A 23083-nucleotide genomic window follows, 5' to 3' on the forward strand; every position below is an offset into this window, starting at 1 on the left:
CGTCTCTCTAGCGGGCTGCGTCGGGGTACTTCTTGAGGAACTGCTTCTGCATTTCCTGGCAGTTTTCCATCAGCGCCTGGCGATCCGCCGGCGAGGTGTCCGCGGCATTGGCCCGCGCCAGGCACTGGTCGATGGCCTGCTGCTCGTTGGCGCGGCTGACCGGTGTCGCATTGTGGCGATAGACGTAGATGATGGAGCCGAAGATCACGACCGCGAACAGGATCGACAGCAGGATCAATCCCAGGCAACCACCCTTGCCGATCTGCCGGCCTTCACCACCCTGCGTCATCACTCGCTCCTCGCGGTAACGGGCCTGCTCGCGCCTGGCGAAGCAACGAAGCCCCAAGAAAAATCGTCCGCCAGTCTACGTGAAAACCCGGGGCCTCACGACCGAGGCAAGCGGTCACACCCCTACTCGGGAGCCCTGCAGAAGACCGACGCGGACTTTCGGAAAGTTCTACCGCGCCAAACAAACTCACGCCGGACTTGATCAAATATGTACCTTGATCAGGTACGGCAAGTTCACCCGGATTTATCCACGCAAACGTGTTCAGCGGCCATTCAAGAAAAGCCCTGCTCTTATTAATCCAGTGTTAAGCGATACGGCGGAGTATCGATTCCAGGCACTGCAGAACTTGGTTCTGGCACCTGAGCGATAGCCTTACTTCAATTGCATATCCGCTGGAGGCAGCAAATGAACGTCAAGAACACACTGGCAAAGAGCATGCTGGTCGTCGCCATCGTAGCCGCCTGCTCGTCTGCGGCCATCGCCGCGAACCAAGCCCCCTCGGCAAACGAGCTGGGCAGCTTCCAGGCCCTGTCCACCCAGGGGCAACGGGCCTTCACCGACATCTCCGTAGCGCGCCTGGAACTCTTCCAGGGGCAAACTAAGCAAGCGGTGTCCCATGTCAAGGACGCCCAACAGGCACTCAAACTTGCGCAGTCGGATAATACCGCGCTGAAAAAAGCCGCGAGTGAATTACAGGTCAAGGACAATCAAGGCAAGGCCGATACCAGTACCACCGTAACTTCTTGGTTACCCATCTGGGGCGATACCGTGGTGCAGGACAGTTATATGGCCAGCCCGCAGAAAGTTAAGGCCGTGGCCGATGCCAATAACAAACTCAAACATGGCGACGCCAAGGGTGCTGCGGAAACCCTGCGCCTGGCCGATGTGGATATCGATACGGCCATTGCCCTGGCACCGCTCAAGCAGACCATGACAGACGTCGACCAGGCGGCCAAGCAGCTGGCCAGCGACAAGTTCTATGAGGCCAACCTGACGCTCAAGCAGGTTCAGGATGGCGTGCGCTACGCCTCGACGGCCCTGGACTTCACGGCGAACAAGCACGGGCTGCAGCCGGCAGGCTCCTTCACCGAGACCGTTACCCCGAGCAGCTGATGGATTGGGAGGTAAACAGGGCGATCGCAAGGTCGCCCCGCTAAACGACCCGATACCCAGCAAGTCCGCCTGGATCACCGCGTGCAGAACAGGCAGGCACAAAAAGGGCGATCTCTCGGATCGCCCTTTTCTATTACCCACCTCCAATATGGATTTTGTTTGCCAGGCCCGGCTGACTCCAAATCAATACGCCTCCCGCAAAAAGCCTCGGCGAGACCTGTTCAAAGCCGCCCGCGCCTAAAAACCAGACATAGGCTGCCGCTGCAGGAGAGGCCGTAGGTATAAAGCTGACACCCAAGCCTGTCGGCGTGCTGAAGCTCCGCTCCGCCCGCAGATTGCACAGGCCTTCACCTCTCCCCTCCCCGCAGGCAGAGCTACCACGTCCCGCCCATACCGCCATGCCAGGCGACTGCCAACCCGCTCGGATCAGGCATGGCCGTCCAGCTCTGCACATACAGCCATGAAATGCACGATTGTGCGTAATCTTGCTTAATCCTGCATGATCAGCTAACACTGGTATGAGGTGTGGTCACACCTACCGTCGTCTTATTTCGGAGCATTTCCAATGCAACACGTGCCACTCGCCGCCCAACAGCCTTCGGGAGTGATCGAGCAATGGGCGACCCGCGCCGGCTTCCTCATTGCGGGGTCCGCCATGGCCGCGTGGGCACCCCTGGTGCCCGTCGCCAAGGCGCGGATCGGCGCCGATGATTCGACGCTTGGCCTTCTGCTGCTTTGCCTGGGCCTGGGATCCATCGTCGCGATGCCCATCGTCGGCATCCTCGCCAGCCGCTTCGGGTGTCGCGCGGTGATCGCGACCAGCTCGGTGGCACTCGCCCTGGTACTGCCGCTGCTTGCCGTCGCCGATTCCATTTTCGGCATGGCCATAGCCCTGGCCCTGTTCGGGGCAAGCGTTGGCGCCCTGGACGTCGCGATCAACATCCAGGCCGTGATGGTCGAGAAAGACAGCGGTCGCAACATGATGTCCGGCTTCCACGGCCTGTTCAGTGTCGGCGGGATCGTCGGTGCCGGCGGCATGAGCGTTCTGCTGGGGGCTGGCATCCAACCGCTGGTGGCGACCCTGGTGTTCAGCGCGCTGCTGATCGCTCTACTCGCGGCTTCACTCAAAGGTCTGCTGCCCTACGGCAATCATGACGCCGGGCATACCCCGCTGTTCATGCTGCCGCGCGGGATCGTCGCCTTCATCGGCTTGCTCTGTTTTCTGATCTTCCTCGGCGAAGGCGCGATCCTGGACTGGAGCGCCCTGTTCCTGATCGATGCGCATGGCGTCGACCCGGCGCAGGCCGGCTTCGGTTACACGGTATTCGCGCTGGCGATGACCATTGGCCGCCTGACCGGCGACCGGATCGTGAAGACACTGGGCGGCCTGAAAGTGGTCGTAGGCGGCGGCTTCCTCGCCGCGGCAGGCTTTCTGATGGCGGTCCTGGCACCCACCCAGCCCTTTGCCTTCGTAGGCTTTCTGCTGGTTGGCCTCGGAGCTTCCAACATCGTCCCCGTGCTCTTCAGTGCCGCCGGGAGGCAGACCCGGATGCCGGCAAGCCACGCCATTGCAGCGATCACCACCATCGGCTACGCCGGCATTCTCATCGGCCCAGCCGCGATCGGCTTCGTCGCGCAGCATTGGAGCCTGAGTGCCGCGCTGCTGCTGGTGGGTGGCGGGATGGCCTTCGTTGCGCTCACGTGGCCGATGACCACCCGGCAGCGAGACGCCTAGCGCCTCGCCTTCGCCGAGGCAAAGACCAGGGCCGAGCAGTACGTCGCCAGGACCAAGCTAAAGCCCTCATCGCTGGGGCCCCAAATCAAATCCAAAACGAAAAAAGGCGACCCTTTCGGATCGCCTTTTTTCTTACCCGCCAGCAGTGCGGGTTTTGTTTGGTAGGCACGATTGGATTCGAACCAACGACCCCCACCATGTCAAGGTGGTGCTCTAACCAACTGAGCTACGTGCCTGCTGTGGGTGCGCATTCTACAGCGCGGGACTTTAGCGTCAAGCCCTTTTTTCAGCTAAACGCCTGAAAACGTGAAATTTTTTTGAAGGCTAGGACACCCGCCGGGCTGGACGCCGCGGATAGAGCAGGATTGAAAGCCAGAGCGCGAGGGTTTCCACCGTCACCGCCAAGGCCAATCCCAGCCCTACCCCCCAGCCGATGGCTTCGGGGGTGAGCACCACCTGATAGCGATACTGCTGCAGGGTCTCGTTCCGCAGTTCGGCGTTGGGTGACACCAGGATGTGCCAGGCCCGCTGGTACCAAGGACCCTGCAGCGCCTGCCACTCTTCGTTGAACAGCGCATTACGGCGCAGCAGTACGCCGAGGCTGTCGGCATCGCTGCGAAAGACCGGATCCTCGCTGGCCCGGTAATGCGCCAGCAAGCCGTCGAGACTGCCTTCGAAGTACTGCTGCGCGGTCCGCCTGAATCCGCTCAGGGCCTGATCGGACTCCAGGCGATGGGCATCGACGCGCTGCTCGTAGTCGAGCATGAAGCCGGGAATCTGTACCCCTACCAGCAAGGCCAGGGTAAACAACAGCAGACGAATATAACTACGCAGCATCGTGAAGTGGCTTCCTGTCTAGACGCGGCCCTGGGAGACGATCTCGCCATCCCACCAGAGATGCCATTCCCCTGGCTGGTGCAGGGTCCAGACCTCGTCGGAGGTCAAGGGCTCGGTGGCGATGATGGTGACGACGTCATTGGGCGTGGTCTCGGCCTTGAAGTCGATGTGGACTTCCGCATCGCGCAACTGGGCCGGACCGAAGGGGGCGCGGCGGGTGATATGGGCCAGCTTGGTGGTGCAGAAGCTGAACAGCCAGTCGCCGTCGCTGAGCAGGCAATTGAAAACGCCCTTCTTGCGAAAGCCATCGCAGGCGTTCACCAGTTGCGGCAACAGCATCTCCACCGGGACGGGTTCGGGAAAGCGCTCGCGGACCTGATCCAGCAGGCTGCAAAAGGCCGTCTCGCTGTCGGTATCGCCCACCGGCCGGTAGAACCGCGGCTCGGGATGGAAATCCTGCAGTTGGCCGTTATGGGCAAAGCTCCAGTAGCGACCGCCCAGTTCCCGCACGAAGGGGTGGGTATTGGCCAGATTGACCGATCCCACGTTGGCGTGACGGATATGGCCGATCACCGTATGGCTCTTGATCGGGTAGCCCTGGACCAGCTTGGCCACCTCGGAATCGGCGCCTGGCAGGGCATCCTTGAACAGGTGCAGGCCCCTGCCCTCGTAGAAGGCCACGCCCCAGCCGTCCCGATGCGGACCGGTGCGGCCGCCTCGCTGCATGAGGCCCTGGAGACTGAAGACCAGATCCGTGGGCACGTTGGCACTCATGCCCAGCAATTCGCACATGTCCGTCCCTCCGGGGTGGCTGCCTGGTTCAACGGCGGCTGCAGCCGCTGCCCTTCGCAATCATGCTGAAGGGGTCACGTCCTGGGCGCAAGCCTGGATTACAGACGGGGTTCGACGCGCTCGCCACGACCACGGGGTTCGCGGCGCTCGACCGGGGCTGCCGGGGGCCGTGGGGCCAGCGGCGATTCCGGTTGCGGATCATCCGTCGGCGCTGCTGCGGCGACCGGCGCCGGACGCGGATGGGAGCGCCGGTACAGCCAGCGACAGAGGACGAAGATCAGGTAGAGCACCACGCCGATGGTGCCGGCGGCAGCCAGGTTGGCCACGGCCGACCAGGCGCTGTTGCCCACCTTGAACACCAGGTCCAGCACCGTCACGGCAATGGCCGGGGCATAGAGGCCATGCTCGGCATCCACCAGGGCCGGCGTCACCAGCAGCACGGCCACCACCAGTCGGATGGGTTCGCGCAGCCAGCGCCAGAGCCAGCCGGTGGCCTTGAAAGACACCACCAACAGCAGCAGCGCGGCGATGGCGTAGACGGCCCAGGCGATCAGGTACTCTTGCTCGGTCATTGCGATCCATGGCGATAGCGGGAAGGGGAAGCCTATGATAGCGGTTTTGCCCCGCCCGCGTGCTCTTGCGCGGCGCCCAAGGAGCCCGCATGACCCAAGCCCCCACTGCCCGCCGCGCCGCCGGTGACGATCCCTACGTCTGGCTGGAGAGCCGCGACGCCCCCGAGGTGCTGGCCCACCTGGAAGCCGAGAACGCCTACCTGGAAGCCCAGCTGGCACCCGAGGCCGCCCTGCGCGAACAGCTGTTCGAGGAGATCCGCGCGCGCATTCGCGAGACGGATCTGTCGCTGCCCGTCCCCCGCGGCGACTATCTCTACTACCAGCGCACCCAGGCCGGCGACGAATACGGCCGCAACTATCGCTGCCGCCGCCCCGCCAACGGCGACCTGACGCCCGATCCCGCGACCGAAGAGCTGCTGTTCGACGGCAACGCCATCGCCGACGGCGGCTTTCTCTCCGTTGGCCGCTTCACAATCAGCCCGGACCAGACCCGGCTCGCCTACAGCCTCGACCAGGTCGGGGACGAGACCTACCGGCTCTATGTGAAGGAGCTGGCCACCGGCCTGGTGACCGAACTGCCCTTCGAGGAATGCGACGGCAGCCTGACCTGGGCCAACGACAGCCGCACCCTGTTCTTTGGCGAGCGCGACGAATCCCATCGTCCGCACAAGCTCTATCGCTACCACCTGGGCGACGCCGAGCCGCAACTGGTCTTCCACGAGACCGATGGGCGCTTCTTCCTCGGCTGCTATCGTTCGAGCTCCGAGCGCAAGCTGCTGCTGCTGTCGCACAGCAAGACCACCAGCGAAGCCTGGGTACTGGACGCGGATCGACCGGACGAGGCCTTTGTCTGCCTGGCGCCCCGCGAGGAAGGCCATGAGTATTTCCCCGATCATGGCGTCGATGGCTGGTACATCCGCAGCAATCAGGATGGCATCAACTTCGCGCTCTACCAGGCCGCCGAGGACAGTCCCACACGTGCGCACTGGCAGCTGGTGGTGCCCCATGACCCGGAGGTGATGCTGGAGGATGCGAGCCTCGGCGCCCAGGCGCTGGTGCTGAGCCTGCGCACCGCCGGCTTGCCGATTCTGGAGGTGCGGCCCTATGGCCAGCCGTCCTATCGCGTCGACCTGCCGGATGAGGTCTACAGCCTGGATGCCATGGACGTGCTGGAATTCAACAGCCCGGTCATGCGCCTGCGCTACGAGGCGCTCAATCGCCCCGCCGAGATCCGCGAACTGGAGCTGGCCAGTGGCACCCAGCGGGTGCTCAAGCAGGTGCCGGTGGAAGGTCCGTTCGACGCCGATGCCTATGAGAGCCGCCGCCTGTGGGCCACCGCCGCCGATGGCACCCGTATCCCCATCAGCCTGGTCGGTCGTCGCGACCTGCCGCAGAGCGCGCCGCTCTATCTCTATGGCTACGGCGCCTATGGCCACAGCCTCGATCCCTGGTTCTCCCATGCCCGCCTGAGCCTGCTCGATCGCGGCGTGCGCTTCGCCATCGCCCATGTGCGCGGCGGCGGCGAGCTGGGTGAAGCCTGGTATCGCAGCGGCAAGCTGGAACACAAGCAGAACACCTTCGACGACTTCATCGCCTGCACCGAGCATCTGCTTGAACAGGGCCTGACGACGCCGCAACAGGTGGTCATCAGCGGCGGCAGCGCCGGTGGCCTGCTGATCGGCGCCGTGCTCAACCAGCGGCCCGAGCTCTACGCCGCCGCCATCGCCGAGGTGCCCTTCGTCGACGTGCTCAACACCATGCTCAAGCCGGACCTGCCGCTGACCGTCACCGAGTACGACGAATGGGGCGATCCGAACGAGCCGGAGGTGCGCGCGCGCATCGCCGGCTATGCGCCCTACGAAAACGTGAAGGCCCAGGCCTATCCGGCCATCCTGGCGGTGGCGGGCTATCACGACACCCGGGTGCAGTACTGGGAAGCCGCCAAGTGGGTGGCGCGGCTGCGCGAGCGGCGGACCGATCAGGCGCCCCTGCTCCTGCTCAAGACCGAATTCGGCGCCGGCCATGGCGGCATGAGCGGGCGCTACCAGGCCTTGCGCGACGTGGCCCTGGAATACGCCTTCGTCTTCCGGGTACTGGGCCTGACCGGCTAGGGAACGGCGGGGGCTCTGGGCAGGTCTTTTCCACAGCTAAAGGAGAATCTGCCATGCACCTAGATGCCCCCACTCCCACTCTCGCTCCTCCGCCTCGCGACGCCGCCGCCATCAAGGGCGTCGAACGCCTGGCCTCCGTGGCCGGCGGTGGTTTGCTGATCAGCCGCGGCCTGGCGCGTGGCGGTCTGCTCGGCCTGCTGACCGGCGCGACCGGCGCCTGGCTGCTGAAACGCGGCCTGCGCGGTCACTGCTCGATCAAGAGCACCCTGACCAAGGTGCGTTTCGAGCGCGACGTCCGCCGTTCGCTGGCCTGGCATTCGGCGGCCTCCCAGACCCGCCGGATCGTCATCGCCCGCCCTCGCGATGAGCTCTATCGCTTCTGGCGCGACTTTTCCAACCTGCCGATCTTCATGCGCCATATCGAACGCGTTGACGTGCTCAACGACCGCTATTCCCACTGGGTGGTCAAGGCACCCATGGGGCGTTTCGAATGGGACGCCGAAGTCACCGACGACATTCCCGGCCAGTTGATCGGCTGGCGTTCCTGCGGTTACGCCGGCCTGAACAACCTGGGCTGGGTCAGCTTCGCCGACGTGCCCGGTGGCACCGAGGTGACCGCGGTCATGGCCTACGAGCCGCCGGCCGGTCGCCTCGGCCACCTGTTCGCCCGACTGCTGCGTCGCGACCCGGGCACCCGCATCGCCCAGGACCTGGCCGAGCTGAAGGTGCTGCTGGAACGCGCCCATGCGGTTGGCGATCGCTATGGCGCCGTCGAGCGCACCTCGCACATGGAGTCGCCGCTGGGCTGATCTCCTGCTGTGCCGCGGCGTCTCGTCCGGGACGCCGTCACCCTCCTCCCCAGCCATTCAGCCGCGACTGGCTTATCTCGCAACGACCCCAGATCCCGCTTTGCGACACTTCGGTAGCAACCGGCGTGCAGCGACTTGCGACGCCTGGAAAACCAATGTTAGCTTTCGAACAACGGAGCCGTTAATGACAGCTCGATAACATTGCGGGTCTACATCTTGACCAAGCCGTTGTTCTTCCAAGCCCTCGAAGGTGCCTTCGCCGACCTCACCCCCACCGGCAAACGCGTCGCGGGCTATCTGTTGGCCAACCCCGAGAAGCTGCCCTTCGAGACCGCCGACAGCATCGCCCAGCGCACCAACACCACCGGCATCTCCGTGGGTCGGCTGCTGCGTTCGCTGGGCTATCGCAACCTCGACGACGTCAAGCAGAGCCTGAGAGACGAAGGCCTGGAAGCCTGGCGCATCACCGACCGCTTCAGTGCCTTTCGCCAGCAGAGCGGACGCAGCGATGCGCTGGACCGTTCCCTGGCCGCCGAGCTCGCCGCCATCGAGGACGTCTACCAGCTGGCCCGCGGCCCGGTGTTCGAGCACGTGGTCCGGCAGCTGACCGGCGCGGACGCCGTGTTCATCGCCGGCATCCAGACCACCCGCGGGGTGCTCGGCAGTTTTCACAGCCTGCTGGAATACATCCGGCCCAAGGCCTTCTACGTCGACGGCCTGTCGGGCACCTATGCCGATATCTTCAACAGCGGCTTCGCCCAACCCTACCTGGTGGTGGCCGACTTTCGCGCCTATTCCAGCGTGACCCGCAAGCTCTGCGAGAGCGCTCGTGATGCCAGGCTGCCCATGGCGCTGATCACCGACTACCACTGCCCCTGGGCGCGGGACTATCCCGCCGACCTGCTGCAACTGCGCCTGGAGGTCGACCAGTTCTGGGATTCCATGGCCCCGCTGGCCTGCCTACTGAACCTGCTGGTGTCAGCGGTGGCGGATCGCTCGGGCGATGCCCTGGAACAGCGCCTGGCCAGCAACCGCGCCCTGCAGCAGCGCTTCGGGCAATTCGAATGAGCCCTGGCCCTCTTCTTCACCCCAAGGAAGCACCCCGTACCGTGAACCATCCAGAACTTGTCGAAATCGACGCCCACCACTACGGCGTGGACATCCACCTGGTCTATGCGACCGCCGACAACCTGGCCGGCAAGGTGCTCTACCAGGACGCCCACTGCCTGCTGCACCGGGATGCCGCCACCCGCTTGCACCGCGCCAGCGCGCTGGCGCAACAGGCCGGTCTGCGTCTGCAGGTGCTGGATGCCTACCGCCCGCCCTATGCCCAGCAACTGCTGTGGCGGGTGCTGCCCGATGCCCAGTACGTGAGCGATCCGGCGCAGGGTTCGCACCACAGCCGCGGCGTGGCCGTGGACGTGACCCTGCTCGACGAGGCCAGCGAGCCGCTGGACATGGGTACCAGCTTCGACGACATGCGCGAGCTGTCGCACCTGTTCAATCCGGCGCTGCCCGCCGCCGCCCAGCGCAACCGCCTGCTGCTGCTGGGCATCATGCAGAGCGCCGGCTTCTCCTTCATCCCCAGCGAGTGGTGGCACTTCGAATTGCCCGATGCCCGCCGCTATGCGCTGATCGACTATCACCATCTCAGCCAGGAGGAGCTCGCCGCCCTACTGAACTGATCCTGCCGGCGACCGGGTCATTCGAATCCGGCGCCGCGAGCCCTTCGCTCGACCGCCTTGCCCACTGCCGAAACACCCATAAACCCAAACAATCCGAGGTACCGGCATGTTCTCGTCTTCGCGCACCCACGTTTCATCGGCGTCCCGCGTGCTCGCCCTGGTTTCCCTGCTGGGCCTCGGCGCCTGGCAACCGGCCAGCGCCGCCACCGCGACCGACACCCTGGTCATCGGCAAGCCTGCGGATCTGCAGACCGTCGATCCGGGCGTGACCTTCGACAACAACGACTGGACCGTGACCTACCCGGCCTACCAGCGCCTGATGCGCTACAAGGTGGAAGACGGCAAGGGCAGCACCGACGTCGAGGGCGACCTGGCCAGCGGCTGGACCGTCTCCCCCGACAACCTGGTGTGGACCTTCACCTTGAAGCCCGGCAACAAATTCGACGATGGCAGCGAGGTCACCGCCGAGGCGGTCAAGTTCTCGGTCGAGCGCCTGATGAAGCTCAAGCAGGGCCCATCCAGCATCTTCCCGGCGGACATGACGGTGACCGTGGTGGATCCGCAGACGATCAGATTCACCCTGCAGAAACCCTTCGCGCCCTTCCTCTTCGCCTTGGCCCACGACGGCGCCAGCGTGATCAACCCCAAGGTGGCCAGCACCCATGGCAAGGACGTGGACGCCTGGCTGGCCGGGCATACCGCCGGCTCCGGCGCCTATCGCCTGGCCGCCTGGCAGAAGGGCCAGTCGCTGACCCTGGAGCCCAACCCGCACTACGCCGGCAAGGCCCCCACGCTCAAGCAGGTGGTGATCCGCATCATCGCCGAGCCTTCGGTGCGCCGCCTGCAGCTGGAACAGGGCGACCTGGACATCATCGAGGACCTGCCCGAAGACCAGGTCAAGGCGCTGGCGCAGAAGTCCGGCTTCGTCACCACCGCCTACCCCTCGCTGCGGGTGACCTACCTCTACCTCAACAACAAGCGCGCGCCCATGAACGACGTCAACGCGCGCAAGGCGGTGGTCGACTCCCTCGACTACCAGGGCATCGTCGAAGGCATCGCCATGGGCAAGGCCAAGCTCATGAACGGCCCGATCCCGGACGGCATGTGGGGGCATGATCCGAGCCTGCCAATGCCCAAGCAGGACCTGGAAGCCGCCCAGGCCGCCCTGGGCAAGGCGCCCAAGGTGCGGGAGCTGCAATTCCTCTACTCGGACAAGGATCCGGCCTGGGAGCCGATCGGCCTGACCCTGCAGGCCGGCCTGGGCACCCTTGGCGTCAACCTGAAGATGGAGAAGCTGGCCAACGCCACCTTCCGCGAACGCCTGGGCAAGGGCGACTTCGACGTCGCCATCGGCAACTGGAGTCCGGACTTCGCCGATCCCTACATGTTCATGAACTTCTGGTTCGACAGCACCAATGCGGGGCTGGCCGGCAACCGCGCCTTCTACAGCAATCCCAAGGTGGACCAGCTGCTGCGCGACGCCGCCAGCGTCAGCGACGTGGCCCAGCGCAAGGCGCTGTACCAGGAGGCCCAGAAGATCGTGGTGGGCGACGCCGCCTACGCCTACCTCTACCAGAAGGCCTACACGGTGCCGATGCGCGCCGCGGTCAAGGGGTACGTGTTCAACCCCATGCTCGAGCAGGTCTTCGATTTCGCTGCGATGTCCAAGTAAGGGCGACGGGTGCCGGCGCGCGCCGGCACTCGCCTCGCGAGGTATGCCATGGCCTTCTTCCATCTGCTGCGCAAGCAGCTGACCGATATCCTCATCGTGGTGATCGGGGTGTCCCTGATCACCTTCGTCATCTCCCACCTGATCCCGGGCGATCCGGCGCGGCTGATCGCCGGCGAGCGTGCCAGCGATGAAATCGTCGCCGGTATCCGCCAGCAGCTGGGCCTGGACCTGCCGCTCTACCAGCAATACTTCCGCTACATGGGAGACCTGCTGCAGGGGGATCTGGGCCAGTCGATCCGCACCCATCGGCCGGTGCTGGAAGACCTGCAGCTGTTCTTCCCGGCCACCCTGGAGCTGGCGCTGGCGGCGCTGCTGCTGTCGATCCTGATCGGCGTGCCGCTGGGCGTGCTCTCGGCGGTCTACAACAACCGCTGGATCGATCACATCAGCCGTACCCTGGCGGTGGCCGGCATCTCCACCCCGGCCTTCTGGCTGGGCCTGGGGCTGATCGTGCTGTTCTACGGGCACCTCGGCTGGCTGCCCGGCGGCGGACGCCTGGACCAGGGGCTGACGCCACCGCCCACGGTGACCGGCTTCTATCTGATCGACACCCTGCTGGCAGGGGATCTCACCGGCTTCGTCAGCGCGGCCAGGCACCTGCTGCTGCCAGCGGTGACCCTGGCCTTCGTCAACCTGGGCGTCATCACCCGGCAGATCCGCGGCGCCATGCTCGAACAGCTGGGCGAGGACTATATCCGCACCGCCCGCGCCTATGGCCTGTCGCAAGCCACCGTGGTGCTGCGCCACGCGCTGCCCAATGCGCTGATTCCCTCCATCACGGTGATCGGCCTGGCCCTGGGCGACCTGCTCTATGGCGCGGTGCTCACCGAGACCGTGTTCGCCTGGCCGGGCATGGGCGCCTACGTGGTCAAGTCGATCCAGGCACTGGATTTCCCGGCGGTCATGGGCTTCGCCATCGTGGTGTCCTTCATCTACGTCCTGCTCAACCGCTTCATCGACCTGCTCTACCGGCTGGTCGATCCCCGCATCGGCAAGGTGAACTAGCATGACGATCCTGACCGCTGCGCGCCCCGGCTGGCGCGAGCAGACCGCCTGGCTGGCCTGGCGCATCCGCCGCAATCCGCTGATGCTCACGGGGCTGGTGATCACCCTGCTGGTGCTGCTGTGCATGGTCGCCGCGCCCTGGCTCGCGCCCTATCAGCCCAACGCGCTGAAACTCACCGCCCGCCTGCAGGCACCCAGTGCCCTGCACTGGTTCGGCACCGACGAGGTGGGTCGCGACCTGCTCAGCCGAGTGATCTACGGCAGCCGCCAATCGGTAGGCGTCGGCCTGTTCGTGGCCTTTGCCGCCTGCGCCATCGGCGGCCTGCTCGGCTGCCTGTCGGGCATCGTCGGCGGCGCCTTCGACCGCCTGATGATGCGCCTGATGGACATCATCCTCTCGGTGCCTTCGCTGGTGCTGATCATGGCCCTGGCCGCCGCCCTCGGGCCGAGTCTGTTCAACGCCATGCTGGCCATCACCCTGGTGCGCATCCCCTTCTATGTGCGCCTGGCGCGCGGCCAGACCTTGAGCATCCGCCAGCTGGCCTATGTCCAGGCCGCACGCACCTTCGGCGCCGGCAAATGGCACCTGGTGCACTGGCACGTGGCACGCAACGCCATGCCGCCGCTGCTGGTGCAATTCAGCCTGGACATCGGCAACGCCATCCTCATGGCCTCGGCGCTGGGCTTCATCGGCCTGGGTGCCCAGCCGCCCACCGCGGAATGGGGCGTGATGGTCGCCAGCGGCCGCAATTTCATCCTCGATCAGTGGTGGTACTCGACCTTCCCAGGCCTGGCGATCCTGGTCACCGCCATCGGTTTCAACCTGCTGGGCGATGGCATCCGCGATCTGCTCGATCCCCGCCAAAAGGGCAAATGACATGGGCCAGCCCGTTCTGCACATCGACCAGCTGAATCTGGAATTCCCCGGCTTTCGCAGCAGCGCCAAAGCGCTCAACGGCGTCAGCCTGAGTGTGGCCCCCGGCGAGATCGTCGGCGTGGTGGGCGAGTCCGGCTCGGGCAAGTCGGTCACCGCCATGCTCACCCTCGGCCTGTTGCCCCCCGGCAGCTACCGGGTCACCGGCGGCAGCGTCAACCTGGTGGGCCACGACATGCTCGCCTTGAGCGAGCGCCAGCTGATGGAAGTGCGCGGCCGCGAGGCGGCGATGATCTTCCAGGAGCCGATGACCGCGCTCAATCCGACGCGGCGCATCGGTCGCCAGCTGCTGGACGTGATTCGCCGTCATACCGCGCTGGATGCCACCCAGGCCCGCGCCAAGGCGATCGAGTTGCTCAAGGACATGCACATCGCCGACCCCGAGCAGATCCTCGAACGCTATCCCTTCGAGCTGTCCGGCGGCATGCGCCAGCGCATCATGATCGCCCTGGCCTTCTCCTGCGATCCGCAACTGTTGATCGCCGATGAGCCGACCACCGCGCTGGACGTCACGGTGCAGCGTCAGGTGCTGCTCCTGCTGCGCGAGAAGGCGCGGGCGCGAGGCACCGCCATCCTGCTGATCACCCATGACATGGCGCTGGTCTCGCAATTCTGCGACCGCGTCTATGTGATGTACGCCGGCGGCATCGTCGAACAGGGGGCTACCGCGGCGGTCATGCAGGCACCCCGGCATCCCTATACCCAGGGCCTGATGGCCTGCCTGCCGGAAAAGGCGGTGCCGGGCAGCGACCTGGCCAGCATCCCCGGACAGGTGCCCAACCTCGCCCAGCTGCCTGGCGGCTGCAGCTTCAAGGATCGTTGCAGTCGGCGCCATGAGCGCTGCGAGACGCGCCCCGCGCTGCTGCCGACGGACACCCCCGATCACCTGAGCGCCTGCTGGCTGCAGGCGGAGGACGCCCCGGCATGAACACCCTTGCTCCGCCCGCCGTACCGCTGCTGGAACTCAGCGGCGTCGAAGTTCGCTATCCGGTGGGCCGCGACTGGCTCGGACGCAGCAAGGGCCAGGCCCATGCCCTCAACGGCATTGACCTGCGACTCTTTTCCGGCGAGACCCTGGGCGTGCTCGGTGAATCCGGCTGCGGCAAGAGCACCCTGGCCCAGGTCCTGATGGGGCTGGTGGCGCCGGTGAGCGGTACCCTCGCCGGCGCCGCCCGTGGCGAACGCAACATCCAGATCGTCTTCCAGGACCCGCAGTCCTCGCTGGATCCGCGCCTGCCGGTATGGAAGCTGATCACCGAACCGCTGGTGGTGCGGGGTCGCAGTTCCACCACGGCACTGCGCGCCCTGGCCGAGCGCCTGGCGCTGCAGGTCGGTATCCGTCCCGAATACCTGGATCGCTACCCGCACCAGTTCTCCGGCGGCCAGCGCCAGCGCATCGCCATCGCCCGGGCGCTGTCGTCGGATCCGGACGTCATCATTCTCGACGAGCCCACCTCGGCGCTGGACATCTCGGTACAGGCGCAGATCCTCAACCTGCTGGCCCAGCTGCAACGCGAACGCGGCCTGACCTTCGTGCTGATCTCCCACAACGTCTCGGTGGTGCGCCACCTGGCCGATCGGGTGGCGGTGATGTACCTGGGGCAGATCGTCGAGCTGGGGGCGGCGGCAGAGGTGCTGGAGCATCCCAGCCATCCCTATACCCGGCTCTTACTGGAGGCGGTGCCGCGACTGGATCAGCCGCTCACCGGCGATGCCGCGGCGCAGCGCACCGAGTTGCCGGGAAACCGGGTGCTGCCGACTGGCTGTTTCTTTCGGGATCGCTGTCCGCAGGCGGGCGCCGGTTGCGAACGACCTCAGACGCTATTGCCAGGTGAGTGGGCGGAGGTACGCTGCCATCGCGCAACGGGCCTGACCGCGCCACTGCGGACCAGCCCCGCGGTGGTCTGAAGCCGGGGTCAGCCCGCGCGAAAGATCAGATAGTCTTCCCAGTCGTCTTCGGCGACCTGGGTCTCGCTGAGCATGCGGCCGGACTGGGATATACCGGCCTTGTGCACCGCCTCGCGGTCGTCGCAGATCAGCGGGTGCCACTCCGGCAGATCCTTGCCTTCGGCCACCAGGCGATAGCCGCAGGTCGGCGGCAGCCAGGCGAACTGGTCGGCCTGGGCGGGAGTGAGCTGGATGCAGTCGGGGACGAAGCGGGTGCGCTCGGCGTAGCGGCTGCACTGGCAGGTCTTGAGATCCAGCAGCTTGCAGGCGATGCGCGTGTAGTAGACGGCGCCGTCGTCCTCGTCTTCGAGTTTCTGCAGGCAGCACAGGCCACAGCCGTCGCACAGCGACTCCCATTCCTGGGCATCGAGCTGGTCGAGGGTCTTGCGCTTCCAGAACGGCTGGGTGATGGCGGCCATGGCAGGGATCGTGGCAAAGAGACGGGGCGCGCAGTCTAGTGCCGCACGCCGCGAGCGCCAAGCACCGTTCGCGCCCTTGTCGACTCCGCCCGGCCGGATTACCGTGCCGGATTCCCTTTCCTCCTTGGTGAAGCCATGACCAGCACCAGCCGTACTCCGCAATACCCCGTCGACGCGCAATTCGTGCAGCGCTGGTCGCCGCGCGCCTTCGAACCGGTCGCCATCGAGGAAGAGACACTGCTCGGCTTCATCGAGGCCGCGCGCTGGGCGCCTTCGGCCTTCAACGCCCAACCCTGGCGCTTCCTCTATGCACGCCGCGACGATGCCCACTGGGAGCTGTTCCTGAGTCTGCTGGCCGAATTTAACCGCGGCTGGGCGCAACACGCCTCGGCGCTGGTGATCATCCTGTCGAAGACCACCCTGCTGCGCGCCAGCAGCGGTGAGGAAGTCCCCTTCCCCAGCCACAGCTTCGACGCCGGTGCGGCCTGGGCCTACCTCGCGCTGCAGGCGAGCAATGCCGGCTGGCACGCCCACGGCATGGCGGGCATCGATCGCGAAGGCATCCAGCGAGAGCTGAAGGTGCCGGCGGCGTTCAAGGTCGAGTTGGCGGTGGCCATCGGCAAGCTGGGCGACAAGGCCAGCCTGCCGGAGTCCCTGCAGGGGCGCGAGCTGCCCAGCCCACGCCTGACCGTCGAGGAGCTGGCGGTGGCCGGCCCCTATACCTTCGGCTGAGCGGCGAGCTCGACGGCGCCGCGCAGGGGTTGCCCCTGTTGCAGGCGCTGGAGATTGTCGAGGAACAACCGGACCGCCGCCGCCGGCGGCGTGGGTCCGGCGACATGGGCGGTGAGGTGCAGGTTGGGCGTCTGCCAGAAGGGATGCTCGATCGGCAGCGGTTCCTGACGGAACACGTCCAGCACCGCGCTGGCCAGTTGGCCGCTTTCCAGCGCGGCGATCAGATCGGCGTCCACCACGCTGATACCGCGTCCGGCATTGATGAACAAGGCACCGGCAGGCAAGGCGGCGAAGAAGGCCGCGTCGTAGAGATCGCGGGTGCTGGCGCTGTCCGGCAACAGGTTGACCACGAAGTCGGCCGCCCGCGCCGCCTGGTGCAGCTCGGAGAGCGATACCACCCGGGCAAAGCCGGGCAGGGTCCGCGCACTGCGGGCGACGCCGGTGAGGCTCATGCCGAACGGCGCGAACAGGCGAGCGATGTCCTGGCCGATGTCCCCTGCCCCGACCAGCAGCAGGCGCCGCCCGGCCAGGGTGCCTGGCGCCTGGGTATCCCAGCGTCCTTCCCGCTGGCTGAGCTGACGCGCAGACACCTGGCGCTCATGCTGCAACAGATAGGTCAGGACGTATTCGCCGATGCTTTGGCCGAACAGACCCACCGCCCGGCTGAAGCGATAGTCGCACGGCAGCTCCGCCGCCAGCAGCGGTGCGTAGCCGGCCCAGGTGGATTGCAGCCAGAGCGGTTTGACGCCCTCGCGCAACAGGGCCGCAGCGCGATCGGGTTGGCCCAGCCAGTAGCATGGCTGCTGCGCGAGACGCACGGCCGCGGCCGGGTCCGTCGGCACCTGCAGGTCCAGCTCCGGCGCCAGCTGGCGCCAGGCATCGACATAGCCGGCCGGCGCGTCTTCCAGCAGCAGGACGGCGGTCATAGCGGATCGTTGAGACGCAGCAGTTCTTCGGGCAGGTGCTCGATGTAGTCATCGCGCTCCAGCTCGGGTGGCGGCATCTGCAGGTGATAGCCCTGCTTGTCGATGTTCTCGAGGACCTTGGCGACGTCTTCCCGCGCCAGTTTGCGCTCCGGGGTCAGCACGAACTCGAAGGCCAGGGCCGGCGGGCCGAAGGCTGTGAGCAGGCCCTCGGGGACAGGTGTCAGGCCCTTGAGCTTGTCGACATAGAGGTACATTTCCGGCTTGCGCGGGCTTCGGTAGATAGAGCACAGCAGTTTCATGGGGTGTCTTCCAGGGGCGTCGGCGGGGTGCGTTGCGCCTGCAGGTGATCGAGAAGGGCCTGGCCGAAGCGCTCGCGGCGCCAGCCGCGCAGATTCGCCGGCAGCTGGTAGTCGCCATCGGGCCAGCCGGTGAGCAGCAGGGCTTCGAGCACCTTCTTGCGCAGCATCAGTTCCGGCGCCATGCCCAGGGCCTCGGCATCCCGTTCGCCGATGGCGCGCAGGGCCTTGAGCAGCGGCGACGCCTCGTGGGGCAAGGGCTCGGACTGCAGCGCCGGCCAGTGCTCAGCCGGGGTGGCCGCGCCTTCGGCGATCAGCGCCAGCAGGGTATCGCCATCCTGGCGCACGGTGCGCGGGTGCATGTCGTCGATGCGTGCCAGGGCCTGCTTGTCGGTGGGCTGGAAACGCGCCAGCGGCCATAGCGAGCGTTCGCGCAGGACATGGTTGCGCGGCTGGTCGCGCTCGCGGGCCTTGACCTCGCGCCAGTGGCAGAGCACCCGCAGCACCGCCAGTTGCTGGCGCGACAGGCGCCAGGCCAGCTTGACGTCGCGATAGGCTTCCCAGGGATCGCTGACGCGGCGCAGGTTGGCCACCAGCTCGGCGCCATCCTCCAGCAGCCAGGCACGTCGCTGGTCATCCAGGCGCGCGTCGAGATAAAGGTAGACGTCGACCAGATAGGTCACGTCGGCGGCCGCGTAACGCTCCTGCAGCGGCGTCAGGGGGCGTTGCAGCCAGTCGGAGCGGGTCTCATCCTTGGGTATGTCGATCTTGAGCACTTCGCCTACCAGACGCGAGTAGCCCATGGAGTGGGCCAGCCCCAGGTAGGCCGCCGCCAGCTGGGTGTCGTACAGCGGCTGCGGCAGGCTGCCGGTCAGGCGCAACAACACCTCCAGGTCTTCGCTGCAGGCGTGCAGCACCTTGACCACCGCCGGATCCTCCAGCAGCGCGGCAAAGGGTGTCCAGTCGCCGATGCACAGGGGATCGACCAGGTAGGCCTGTTCGCCGTCGCCGATCTGGATCAGGCCGGCCTTGGGATAGAAGGTGTCGACCCGCATGAATTCGGTATCGAGGGCGATGAAGGGCAGGGTCTGGCACCGCGCGCAGAGGGCGGCCAGCGCCGCGTCGTCGCGGATCCAGTGAGGGGCAGAAGTCAAGGGCGCACTCCGAACAGATGAGCCAACAGTATAAGCCACCCGGGCCGGTTCTTCGGTGCCGCTTGACGCCCCTGTCACGCGCCGGGAAGCGTGGCATTCAGCGGCTTTCCAGGCGGGTTCGTCGGATGAACGCCTGATGACCGCCCCGAACCAAACGTGACCGAATAGTTTTTTTTGTATTCGCAAGCAGGGCCTGCTAAAAGCTGAGTGTGCGCAGGTACTCACTCGGACTTGGGAATCCGCGGAGGTAAGCGCTTCTCGCCTTTCAATGGAGCTGCAAGAGCATGAAAACAATAAAACTGACCCTACTTGCATTGGCCGTTTCGAGCGCTTCCGGCTATGCCCTGGCGAACGGTCTGGCTATCAACGAACAGAGTGTCAGCGGGATGGGTACCTCCTTCGCCGGACGCTCTTCCTCCGCGCAGGACGCTTCCACAATCTATGGCAACCCGGCCGGCATGTCGCGCCTGGGCCGCGAGGTGTCCCTGGGCGGCGCCTACATCCATGCCAAGATCGACATCAAGGACGCCAGCGGTCGCTATGCCAACGGCCAGGCCGTCCAGGGCAGCAACGACGGCGACATGGTGCCCAACTCGGTGGTGCCCTTCGGCTACTTCGTGACTCCGGTGGATGACCGCCTGCACTTCGGCCTGGGTGTGTACGTCCCCTATGCGCTGATCAGCAACTACGAGCACGCCTTCCAGGGTCGCTACCAGGGCCAGGCGAGCAAGGTGGAAGTCATCACCATCCAGCCCACCGTCAGCTACAAGATCACCGACAAGGTCTCCGTCGGCTTCGGTCCGACCATCAACCGCATCGAAGGCAAGCTCAACAGCAACGTCAACTTCGGCAGCACCCAGGATGGCCAGGTCAAGATCGACGGCGACGACACCGCCTATGGCTTCAACGTCGGCCTGCTCGCGGACCTGACCGATGACCTGACCTTCGGTCTGACCTACCACTCCAAGGTCACCTACAAGCTCAAGGGCAATACCGAGGTCACGGGCGCCAACAGCCAGGCCAGCCCGGTCACCAACGCCCTGGTCAGCCGGCTCAATGGCAAGTATGACGCCAGCCTCAGCATCACCCTGCCGGAAAGCAGCGACGCCTCCTTCACCTACCGTCTGAACAACGACTGGACGATGTACGCCGGTGCCACCTGGACCCGCTGGAGTCGCCTGAAGTCGATCGACGTGGAGAACGAAGGTACTCCCACCCTGCCGGTGCTGGGTTCGCCCCTGGCGACCGTGACGGAAGAACTCAACTGGAAGGACACCTGGTCCTACGCCGTTGGCGCGGCCTATCAGCTGAATCCCCAGTGGGTACTACGCGCGGGCATGGCCATCGACCCCTCGCCGGCCGACAACGGCAACCGCAACGTGCGCATCCCGGTAGGCGATCGCAAGACCTTCTCGGTGGGCGCAGGCTGGTCGCCGACCAAGGACATGACCATCGACGTGGCCTATGCTTACCTCTGGGAAGACGACGTGTCGATCAATCGCCCCGCCACCTCCACCAAGGCCGGCTACAGCGCCAAGTACGACAACAGCGCCCACGGCCTGGGCGCCCAGCTGACCTACCGCTTCTAAGCGTCAGGGTCCGCTAGCGAAGCCGCCGCCAGGCGGCTTCGTGCTTTCCGGGGTAAGGATCGAGCTTACCTGCGGCGACGAACTGCCTCGGTCTTGACCTACGCCCTAAGCTCCCAGTGGCCCTGCTCCTGCTCCGCGTACCAGCGCTGGAAGTCTTCCAGCGACAGGGCGCCGGCCACCAGCTGGCCCTGGATCTGGTCGCAGCCCAGATCGGTGAGGACCTGCAGGGCCTGGGGGGTTTCCACGCCTTCGGCCACCACCCGCAACCCGCGCAACTGGCCGAGCTGGACCAGCAGCCTGATCACCTCCTGATCGCCGGGCAGCTGGCAGTGCTCGATGAATTGCCGATCGATCTTCAGCTCGTCGATGGGAAAGCTGCTCAGGCAGGCCAGCGAGGAATGCCCGGCGCCGAAGTCGTCCAGCGACAGTTCGAAGCCCATGGCCTTGAGCTGGCGCAGGCAGTCGAGCACCTGCACCGGATTGCTCATGGCGCGGGACTCGGTGATCTCCAGGCAGAAGCCGGCGGCCATGGCGCCGGTCTCGTCCAGCAGCCGGCCGATGCGGGCGATGAAGGCCGGGTGCTCGAGGTCCAGCAGCGACAGGTTGACGTTGAGCTTGAGGGCGCCCAGCTGTCGCTCGCGCTGCAGGCGCATGCAGCGCTCCAGCACCCAGAGGGTGATGTCGCAGATCTTGCGACTCTGTTCGGCGATGCCGACGAAGGCGTCCGGCTTGAGCAGGCCCAGTTCCGGATGCTGCCAGCGGATCAGCACCTCGGCGCCCTCCACGCGACCGTCGGGCAGGGCGATCTTGGGTTGCAGATAGAGGCGCAGCTGATCGTGGTCTACGGCCAGGTCCAGGGCGTCGAGCATGGCGATGCCCAGCTGCCGCTGGCGCTCCTGGTCCGGATCATGGAAGGCGAAGGGCAGCTGGCGCCGACGCGCGTCCTGCAGCGCAGTCTCGGCGTTGGCCAGCAGGGCTTCGGCGCTGGCACCGTGCTCGGGGTAGCAGGCGATGCCGAAGGTGATGCGCAGCGACACCCGCTGGTTGCCGCTGACGAAGGGCTTTTCCACCAGGTTGCGCAGCGACAGCAGCGCCGCCTCCGCCGAGGCATCGTCGAACCAGGGCAGCAAGAGAACGAAGGTGTCGGCACCGATCCGCGCCACGCCATTCTCTTCCGGCGCCGCGACCCTCAGCCGACGCGCCAGGTGACGCAGGATCTTGTCGCCGCCTTCCTGGCCGAGCAGTTCGTTGATGTTGCGGAAGTTGGCCACGTCCAGCAGCAGCACGGCGAAGCGCCCGGCCGCAGCGCGCTCGATGCGCTGGCGGATTTCCAGCACCAGCCGCACCTGGTTGGGCAGGCGGGTGAGCATGTCGCGAAACGCCAGCTGGCTGATGCGTCGCTCACGCGCGGCCAGGGCGGCGCCCATCTGGTTCATGGCGCGGCCCAGCCGGCCGACCGGATCGCGGCCTTCCTTGAGGCCCAGTTGATAGTCGCCGTCGGCGATGCGTTCGGTGGCCTGCCCGAGACGCGCCAGGTAGCGGTTGAGCGCGCCAGCCAGAATCCGGCTGACCAGGGCGCCCATCGCGAAGATGATCGCCCCTATGAGCAGCGAATCCAGCAGAGCCGACTGCTCCGCCGCTGCTATTCCTTCCATGAACATGTCCGCCCCTATGACGACTGCTTGCCCGTCCTGTCCTGGAATGGCCAGGAACAGGGAACGGAAACTGCCAAAGTTATCCTGGTATTCCGCGAAACGCGGTTGGTGATCGGCAAACACCGCCGCGAGTTCCGGGGGGGCCTGGTCGTAGAGCTGGCGATAGTCGCCGAAATAGCCAACGCGGATTTCTTCCTCGTTGGCCGAATCCATGATGAAGCGAAAGCTCGAGCCCTCCTTGACGAAGGCGTAGAGCGAGGCCAGCCCGGCCTTGCGGGCATAGCGATCCAGGGTGATCAGGGTTCGCTGGTAGCGTTCGGGATCGGCCTTGGCCGGATCCTGCAACTGAGCCAGATAGTCCTCGCCGAGAATTTCCGGCAGTGCCAGGGCCGCGCTCATCAGGCGATAGTCGATGCTCTGGCTGCTGGCTTCGCGCGCCTGGTGGTAGCTGTGCAGGGTGAACAGCAGGGTGCCCAGGGCATCCACCAGGATGAACGCCAGAAAGAACTTGGCGAACAGGCTGCGCGGTTTGAGGCGGAGCCGCGACGCGGGGGCGACATCCCGAGGCGTGGCGGCGCTTTGAGGCGCATCGAGCATTGGGGCTCCTTGTCCAACTGACGACGACTCCCCCTGGACCCGCGCGTACCGAGCGGTTTCGCTGGGCGCGCAACCAGGCGCCTTCTTAACGGTTTAATCGAGACCGTTCAAGGACCGAGGTCGCAAAATCCCGGGTATCTCACGCTTGGGCCGA

General features: G+C 65.8%; 22 protein-coding genes and 1 tRNA gene. 13 read left to right on the forward strand and 10 right to left on the reverse strand.

The window, feature by feature from the left end; genetic code table 11:
* Window positions 1-7: 7 nt before the first annotated feature.
* Window positions 8-289 carry a hypothetical protein gene (locus FHR73_RS09755; protein ID WP_133859623.1) on the reverse strand — a complete coding sequence of 94 codons (282 nt, stop codon included), beginning with the start codon at window positions 287-289 and terminating at the stop codon, window positions 8-10.
* 405 nt (window positions 290-694) lie between these two features.
* Between FHR73_RS09755 and FHR73_RS09760 the strand changes: the two genes are divergently transcribed.
* Entirely contained in the window at window positions 695-1402 is a 708-nt protein-coding gene (locus tag FHR73_RS09760; RefSeq protein ID WP_183630752.1) for a YfdX family protein, read from the forward strand.
* Window positions 1403-1967: 565 nt separating this feature from the next.
* Window positions 1968-3137, forward strand: coding sequence for an MFS transporter (locus tag FHR73_RS09765; protein ID WP_183630754.1), 1170 nt, complete (start codon window positions 1968-1970; stop codon window positions 3135-3137).
* 159 nt (window positions 3138-3296) lie between these two features.
* Here FHR73_RS09765 and FHR73_RS09770 read toward each other — a convergent pair.
* The 4 genes from FHR73_RS09770 to FHR73_RS09785 form a co-directional block, all read right to left on the reverse strand.
* Window positions 3297-3373 (reverse strand) — tRNA-Val (locus FHR73_RS09770).
* Window positions 3374-3461: 88 nt separating this feature from the next.
* Window positions 3462-3974 carry a DUF2937 family protein gene (locus FHR73_RS09775; protein ID WP_183630756.1) on the reverse strand — a complete coding sequence of 171 codons (513 nt, stop codon included), beginning with the start codon at window positions 3972-3974 and terminating at the stop codon, window positions 3462-3464.
* A gap of 18 nt (window positions 3975-3992) precedes the next feature.
* A complete protein-coding gene (locus tag FHR73_RS09780; RefSeq protein WP_027596905.1) occupies window positions 3993-4766 on the reverse strand; it encodes a class II glutamine amidotransferase in 774 nt (257 codons plus the stop codon).
* Window positions 4767-4864: 98 nt separating this feature from the next.
* Entirely contained in the window at window positions 4865-5338 is a 474-nt protein-coding gene (locus FHR73_RS09785) for an MFS transporter (protein WP_183630758.1), read from the reverse strand.
* An 89-nt stretch (window positions 5339-5427) separates the two neighbouring features.
* Here FHR73_RS09785 and FHR73_RS09790 point away from each other — a divergent pair, with 89 nt between their 5' ends.
* The 9 genes from FHR73_RS09790 to FHR73_RS09830 all read left to right on the forward strand — a co-directional run bounded on the left by FHR73_RS09790 (window position 5428) and on the right by FHR73_RS09830 (window position 15522).
* Window positions 5428-7449, forward strand: a complete 2022-nt coding sequence (locus FHR73_RS09790) for a S9 family peptidase (protein ID WP_183630760.1) — start codon at window positions 5428-5430, stop codon at window positions 7447-7449.
* A 53-nt stretch (window positions 7450-7502) separates the two neighbouring features.
* Window positions 7503-8258: an SRPBCC family protein gene (locus FHR73_RS09795; protein WP_183630762.1), complete on the forward strand. Its 756-nt coding sequence runs from the start codon at window positions 7503-7505 to the stop codon at window positions 8256-8258.
* A gap of 216 nt (window positions 8259-8474) precedes the next feature.
* A complete protein-coding gene (locus tag FHR73_RS09800) occupies window positions 8475-9326 on the forward strand; it encodes a MurR/RpiR family transcriptional regulator (RefSeq protein WP_183630764.1) in 852 nt (283 codons plus the stop codon).
* A 41-nt stretch (window positions 9327-9367) separates the two neighbouring features.
* Entirely contained in the window at window positions 9368-9943 is a 576-nt protein-coding gene (gene ddpX / locus FHR73_RS09805; RefSeq protein ID WP_183630766.1) for a D-alanyl-D-alanine dipeptidase, read from the forward strand.
* Window positions 9944-10049: 106 nt separating this feature from the next.
* On the forward strand, window positions 10050-11615 hold the full coding sequence (locus FHR73_RS09810; RefSeq protein WP_183630768.1) for an ABC transporter substrate-binding protein: 1566 nt from the start codon (window positions 10050-10052) through the stop codon (window positions 11613-11615).
* Between the two features lie 48 nt (window positions 11616-11663).
* Entirely contained in the window at window positions 11664-12680 is a 1017-nt protein-coding gene (locus FHR73_RS09815) for an ABC transporter permease (protein ID WP_183630770.1), read from the forward strand.
* Window position 12681: 1 nt separating this feature from the next.
* Window positions 12682-13557: a D,D-dipeptide ABC transporter permease gene (ddpC, locus tag FHR73_RS09820; RefSeq protein WP_183630772.1), complete on the forward strand. Its 876-nt coding sequence runs from the start codon at window positions 12682-12684 to the stop codon at window positions 13555-13557.
* Window position 13558: 1 nt separating this feature from the next.
* Window positions 13559-14542 carry an ABC transporter ATP-binding protein gene (locus FHR73_RS09825; protein WP_183630774.1) on the forward strand — a complete coding sequence of 328 codons (984 nt, stop codon included), beginning with the start codon at window positions 13559-13561 and terminating at the stop codon, window positions 14540-14542.
* The gene (locus tag FHR73_RS09830) at window positions 14539-15522 is read left to right on the forward strand and encodes an oligopeptide/dipeptide ABC transporter ATP-binding protein (RefSeq protein ID WP_183630776.1); all 984 of its coding nucleotides are present in this window, start codon (window positions 14539-14541) and stop codon (window positions 15520-15522) included. The genes FHR73_RS09825 and FHR73_RS09830 overlap by 4 nt, the downstream gene beginning before the upstream one ends.
* A gap of 8 nt (window positions 15523-15530) precedes the next feature.
* Here FHR73_RS09830 and FHR73_RS09835 read toward each other — a convergent pair whose 3' ends face one another.
* Window positions 15531-15980 (reverse strand): YcgN family cysteine cluster protein, encoded by a 450-nt coding sequence (locus tag FHR73_RS09835; protein WP_058762427.1) that lies wholly within the window; start codon window positions 15978-15980, stop codon window positions 15531-15533.
* Between the two features lie 135 nt (window positions 15981-16115).
* On the opposite strand from FHR73_RS09835, the gene FHR73_RS09840 reads away from it, so the two are divergent.
* A complete protein-coding gene (locus FHR73_RS09840) occupies window positions 16116-16712 on the forward strand; it encodes a nitroreductase family protein (protein WP_183630778.1) in 597 nt (198 codons plus the stop codon).
* On the opposite strand, the gene FHR73_RS09845 is transcribed toward FHR73_RS09840, so the two are convergent.
* The 3 genes from FHR73_RS09845 to rnd are packed head-to-tail and all read right to left on the reverse strand — an operon-like array spanning window position 16697 to window position 19088.
* The gene (locus FHR73_RS09845; RefSeq protein WP_183630780.1) at window positions 16697-17638 is read right to left on the reverse strand and encodes a D-2-hydroxyacid dehydrogenase; all 942 of its coding nucleotides are present in this window, start codon (window positions 17636-17638) and stop codon (window positions 16697-16699) included. The two genes, FHR73_RS09840 and FHR73_RS09845, sit on opposite strands and share 16 nt — an antisense overlap.
* Complete coding sequence (locus FHR73_RS09850) at window positions 17635-17937, reverse strand: YcgL domain-containing protein (RefSeq protein ID WP_183630782.1); 303 nt, start codon at window positions 17935-17937, stop codon at window positions 17635-17637. Before FHR73_RS09850 ends, FHR73_RS09845 begins: the two co-directional genes overlap by 4 nt.
* On the reverse strand, window positions 17934-19088 hold the full coding sequence (rnd, locus tag FHR73_RS09855; RefSeq protein WP_183630784.1) for a ribonuclease D: 1155 nt from the start codon (window positions 19086-19088) through the stop codon (window positions 17934-17936). The genes FHR73_RS09850 and rnd overlap by 4 nt, the downstream gene beginning before the upstream one ends.
* Window positions 19089-19372: 284 nt before the next feature.
* Here rnd and FHR73_RS09860 point away from each other — a divergent pair, with 284 nt between their 5' ends.
* Window positions 19373-20677, forward strand: coding sequence for an OmpP1/FadL family transporter (locus FHR73_RS09860; RefSeq protein ID WP_183630786.1), 1305 nt, complete (start codon window positions 19373-19375; stop codon window positions 20675-20677).
* 98 nt (window positions 20678-20775) lie between these two features.
* On the opposite strand, the gene FHR73_RS09865 is transcribed toward FHR73_RS09860, so the two are convergent.
* On the reverse strand, window positions 20776-22929 hold the full coding sequence (locus FHR73_RS09865) for a bifunctional diguanylate cyclase/phosphodiesterase (RefSeq protein ID WP_183630788.1): 2154 nt from the start codon (window positions 22927-22929) through the stop codon (window positions 20776-20778).
* Window positions 22930-23083 lie beyond the last annotated feature (154 nt).

Origin of the sequence: Pseudomonas sp. AS2.8, assembly GCF_014190935.1 — a bacterium.
GTDB lineage: Bacteria > Pseudomonadota > Gammaproteobacteria > Pseudomonadales > Pseudomonadaceae > Chryseomonas.

Coding starts and splice junctions, on each gene's coding strand:
- FHR73_RS09780 (WP_027596905.1), bottom strand. CDS start 4,766: ATGTGCGAATTGCTGGGCATGAGTGCCAACGTGCCCACGGATCTGGTC.
- FHR73_RS09775 (WP_183630756.1), bottom strand. CDS start 3,974: ATGCTGCGTAGTTATATTCGTCTGCTGTTGTTTACCCTGGCCTTGCTG.
- FHR73_RS09755 (WP_133859623.1), bottom strand. CDS start 289: ATGACGCAGGGTGGTGAAGGCCGGCAGATCGGCAAGGGTGGTTGCCTG.
- FHR73_RS09810 (WP_183630768.1), top strand. CDS start 10,050: ATGTTCTCGTCTTCGCGCACCCACGTTTCATCGGCGTCCCGCGTGCTC.
- FHR73_RS09815 (WP_183630770.1), top strand. CDS start 11,664: ATGGCCTTCTTCCATCTGCTGCGCAAGCAGCTGACCGATATCCTCATC.
- FHR73_RS09865 (WP_183630788.1), bottom strand. CDS start 22,929: ATGCTCGATGCGCCTCAAAGCGCCGCCACGCCTCGGGATGTCGCCCCC.
- FHR73_RS09790 (WP_183630760.1), top strand. CDS start 5,428: ATGACCCAAGCCCCCACTGCCCGCCGCGCCGCCGGTGACGATCCCTAC.
- FHR73_RS09850 (WP_183630782.1), bottom strand. CDS start 17,937: ATGAAACTGCTGTGCTCTATCTACCGAAGCCCGCGCAAGCCGGAAATG.
- FHR73_RS09860 (WP_183630786.1), top strand. CDS start 19,373: ATGAAAACAATAAAACTGACCCTACTTGCATTGGCCGTTTCGAGCGCT.
- FHR73_RS09785 (WP_183630758.1), bottom strand. CDS start 5,338: ATGACCGAGCAAGAGTACCTGATCGCCTGGGCCGTCTACGCCATCGCC.
- FHR73_RS09835 (WP_058762427.1), bottom strand. CDS start 15,980: ATGGCCGCCATCACCCAGCCGTTCTGGAAGCGCAAGACCCTCGACCAG.
- FHR73_RS09760 (WP_183630752.1), top strand. CDS start 695: ATGAACGTCAAGAACACACTGGCAAAGAGCATGCTGGTCGTCGCCATC.
- FHR73_RS09795 (WP_183630762.1), top strand. CDS start 7,503: ATGCACCTAGATGCCCCCACTCCCACTCTCGCTCCTCCGCCTCGCGAC.
- ddpC (WP_183630772.1), top strand. CDS start 12,682: ATGACGATCCTGACCGCTGCGCGCCCCGGCTGGCGCGAGCAGACCGCC.
- FHR73_RS09840 (WP_183630778.1), top strand. CDS start 16,116: ATGACCAGCACCAGCCGTACTCCGCAATACCCCGTCGACGCGCAATTC.
- FHR73_RS09765 (WP_183630754.1), top strand. CDS start 1,968: ATGCAACACGTGCCACTCGCCGCCCAACAGCCTTCGGGAGTGATCGAG.
- FHR73_RS09825 (WP_183630774.1), top strand. CDS start 13,559: ATGGGCCAGCCCGTTCTGCACATCGACCAGCTGAATCTGGAATTCCCC.
- FHR73_RS09830 (WP_183630776.1), top strand. CDS start 14,539: ATGAACACCCTTGCTCCGCCCGCCGTACCGCTGCTGGAACTCAGCGGC.
- FHR73_RS09845 (WP_183630780.1), bottom strand. CDS start 17,638: ATGACCGCCGTCCTGCTGCTGGAAGACGCGCCGGCCGGCTATGTCGAT.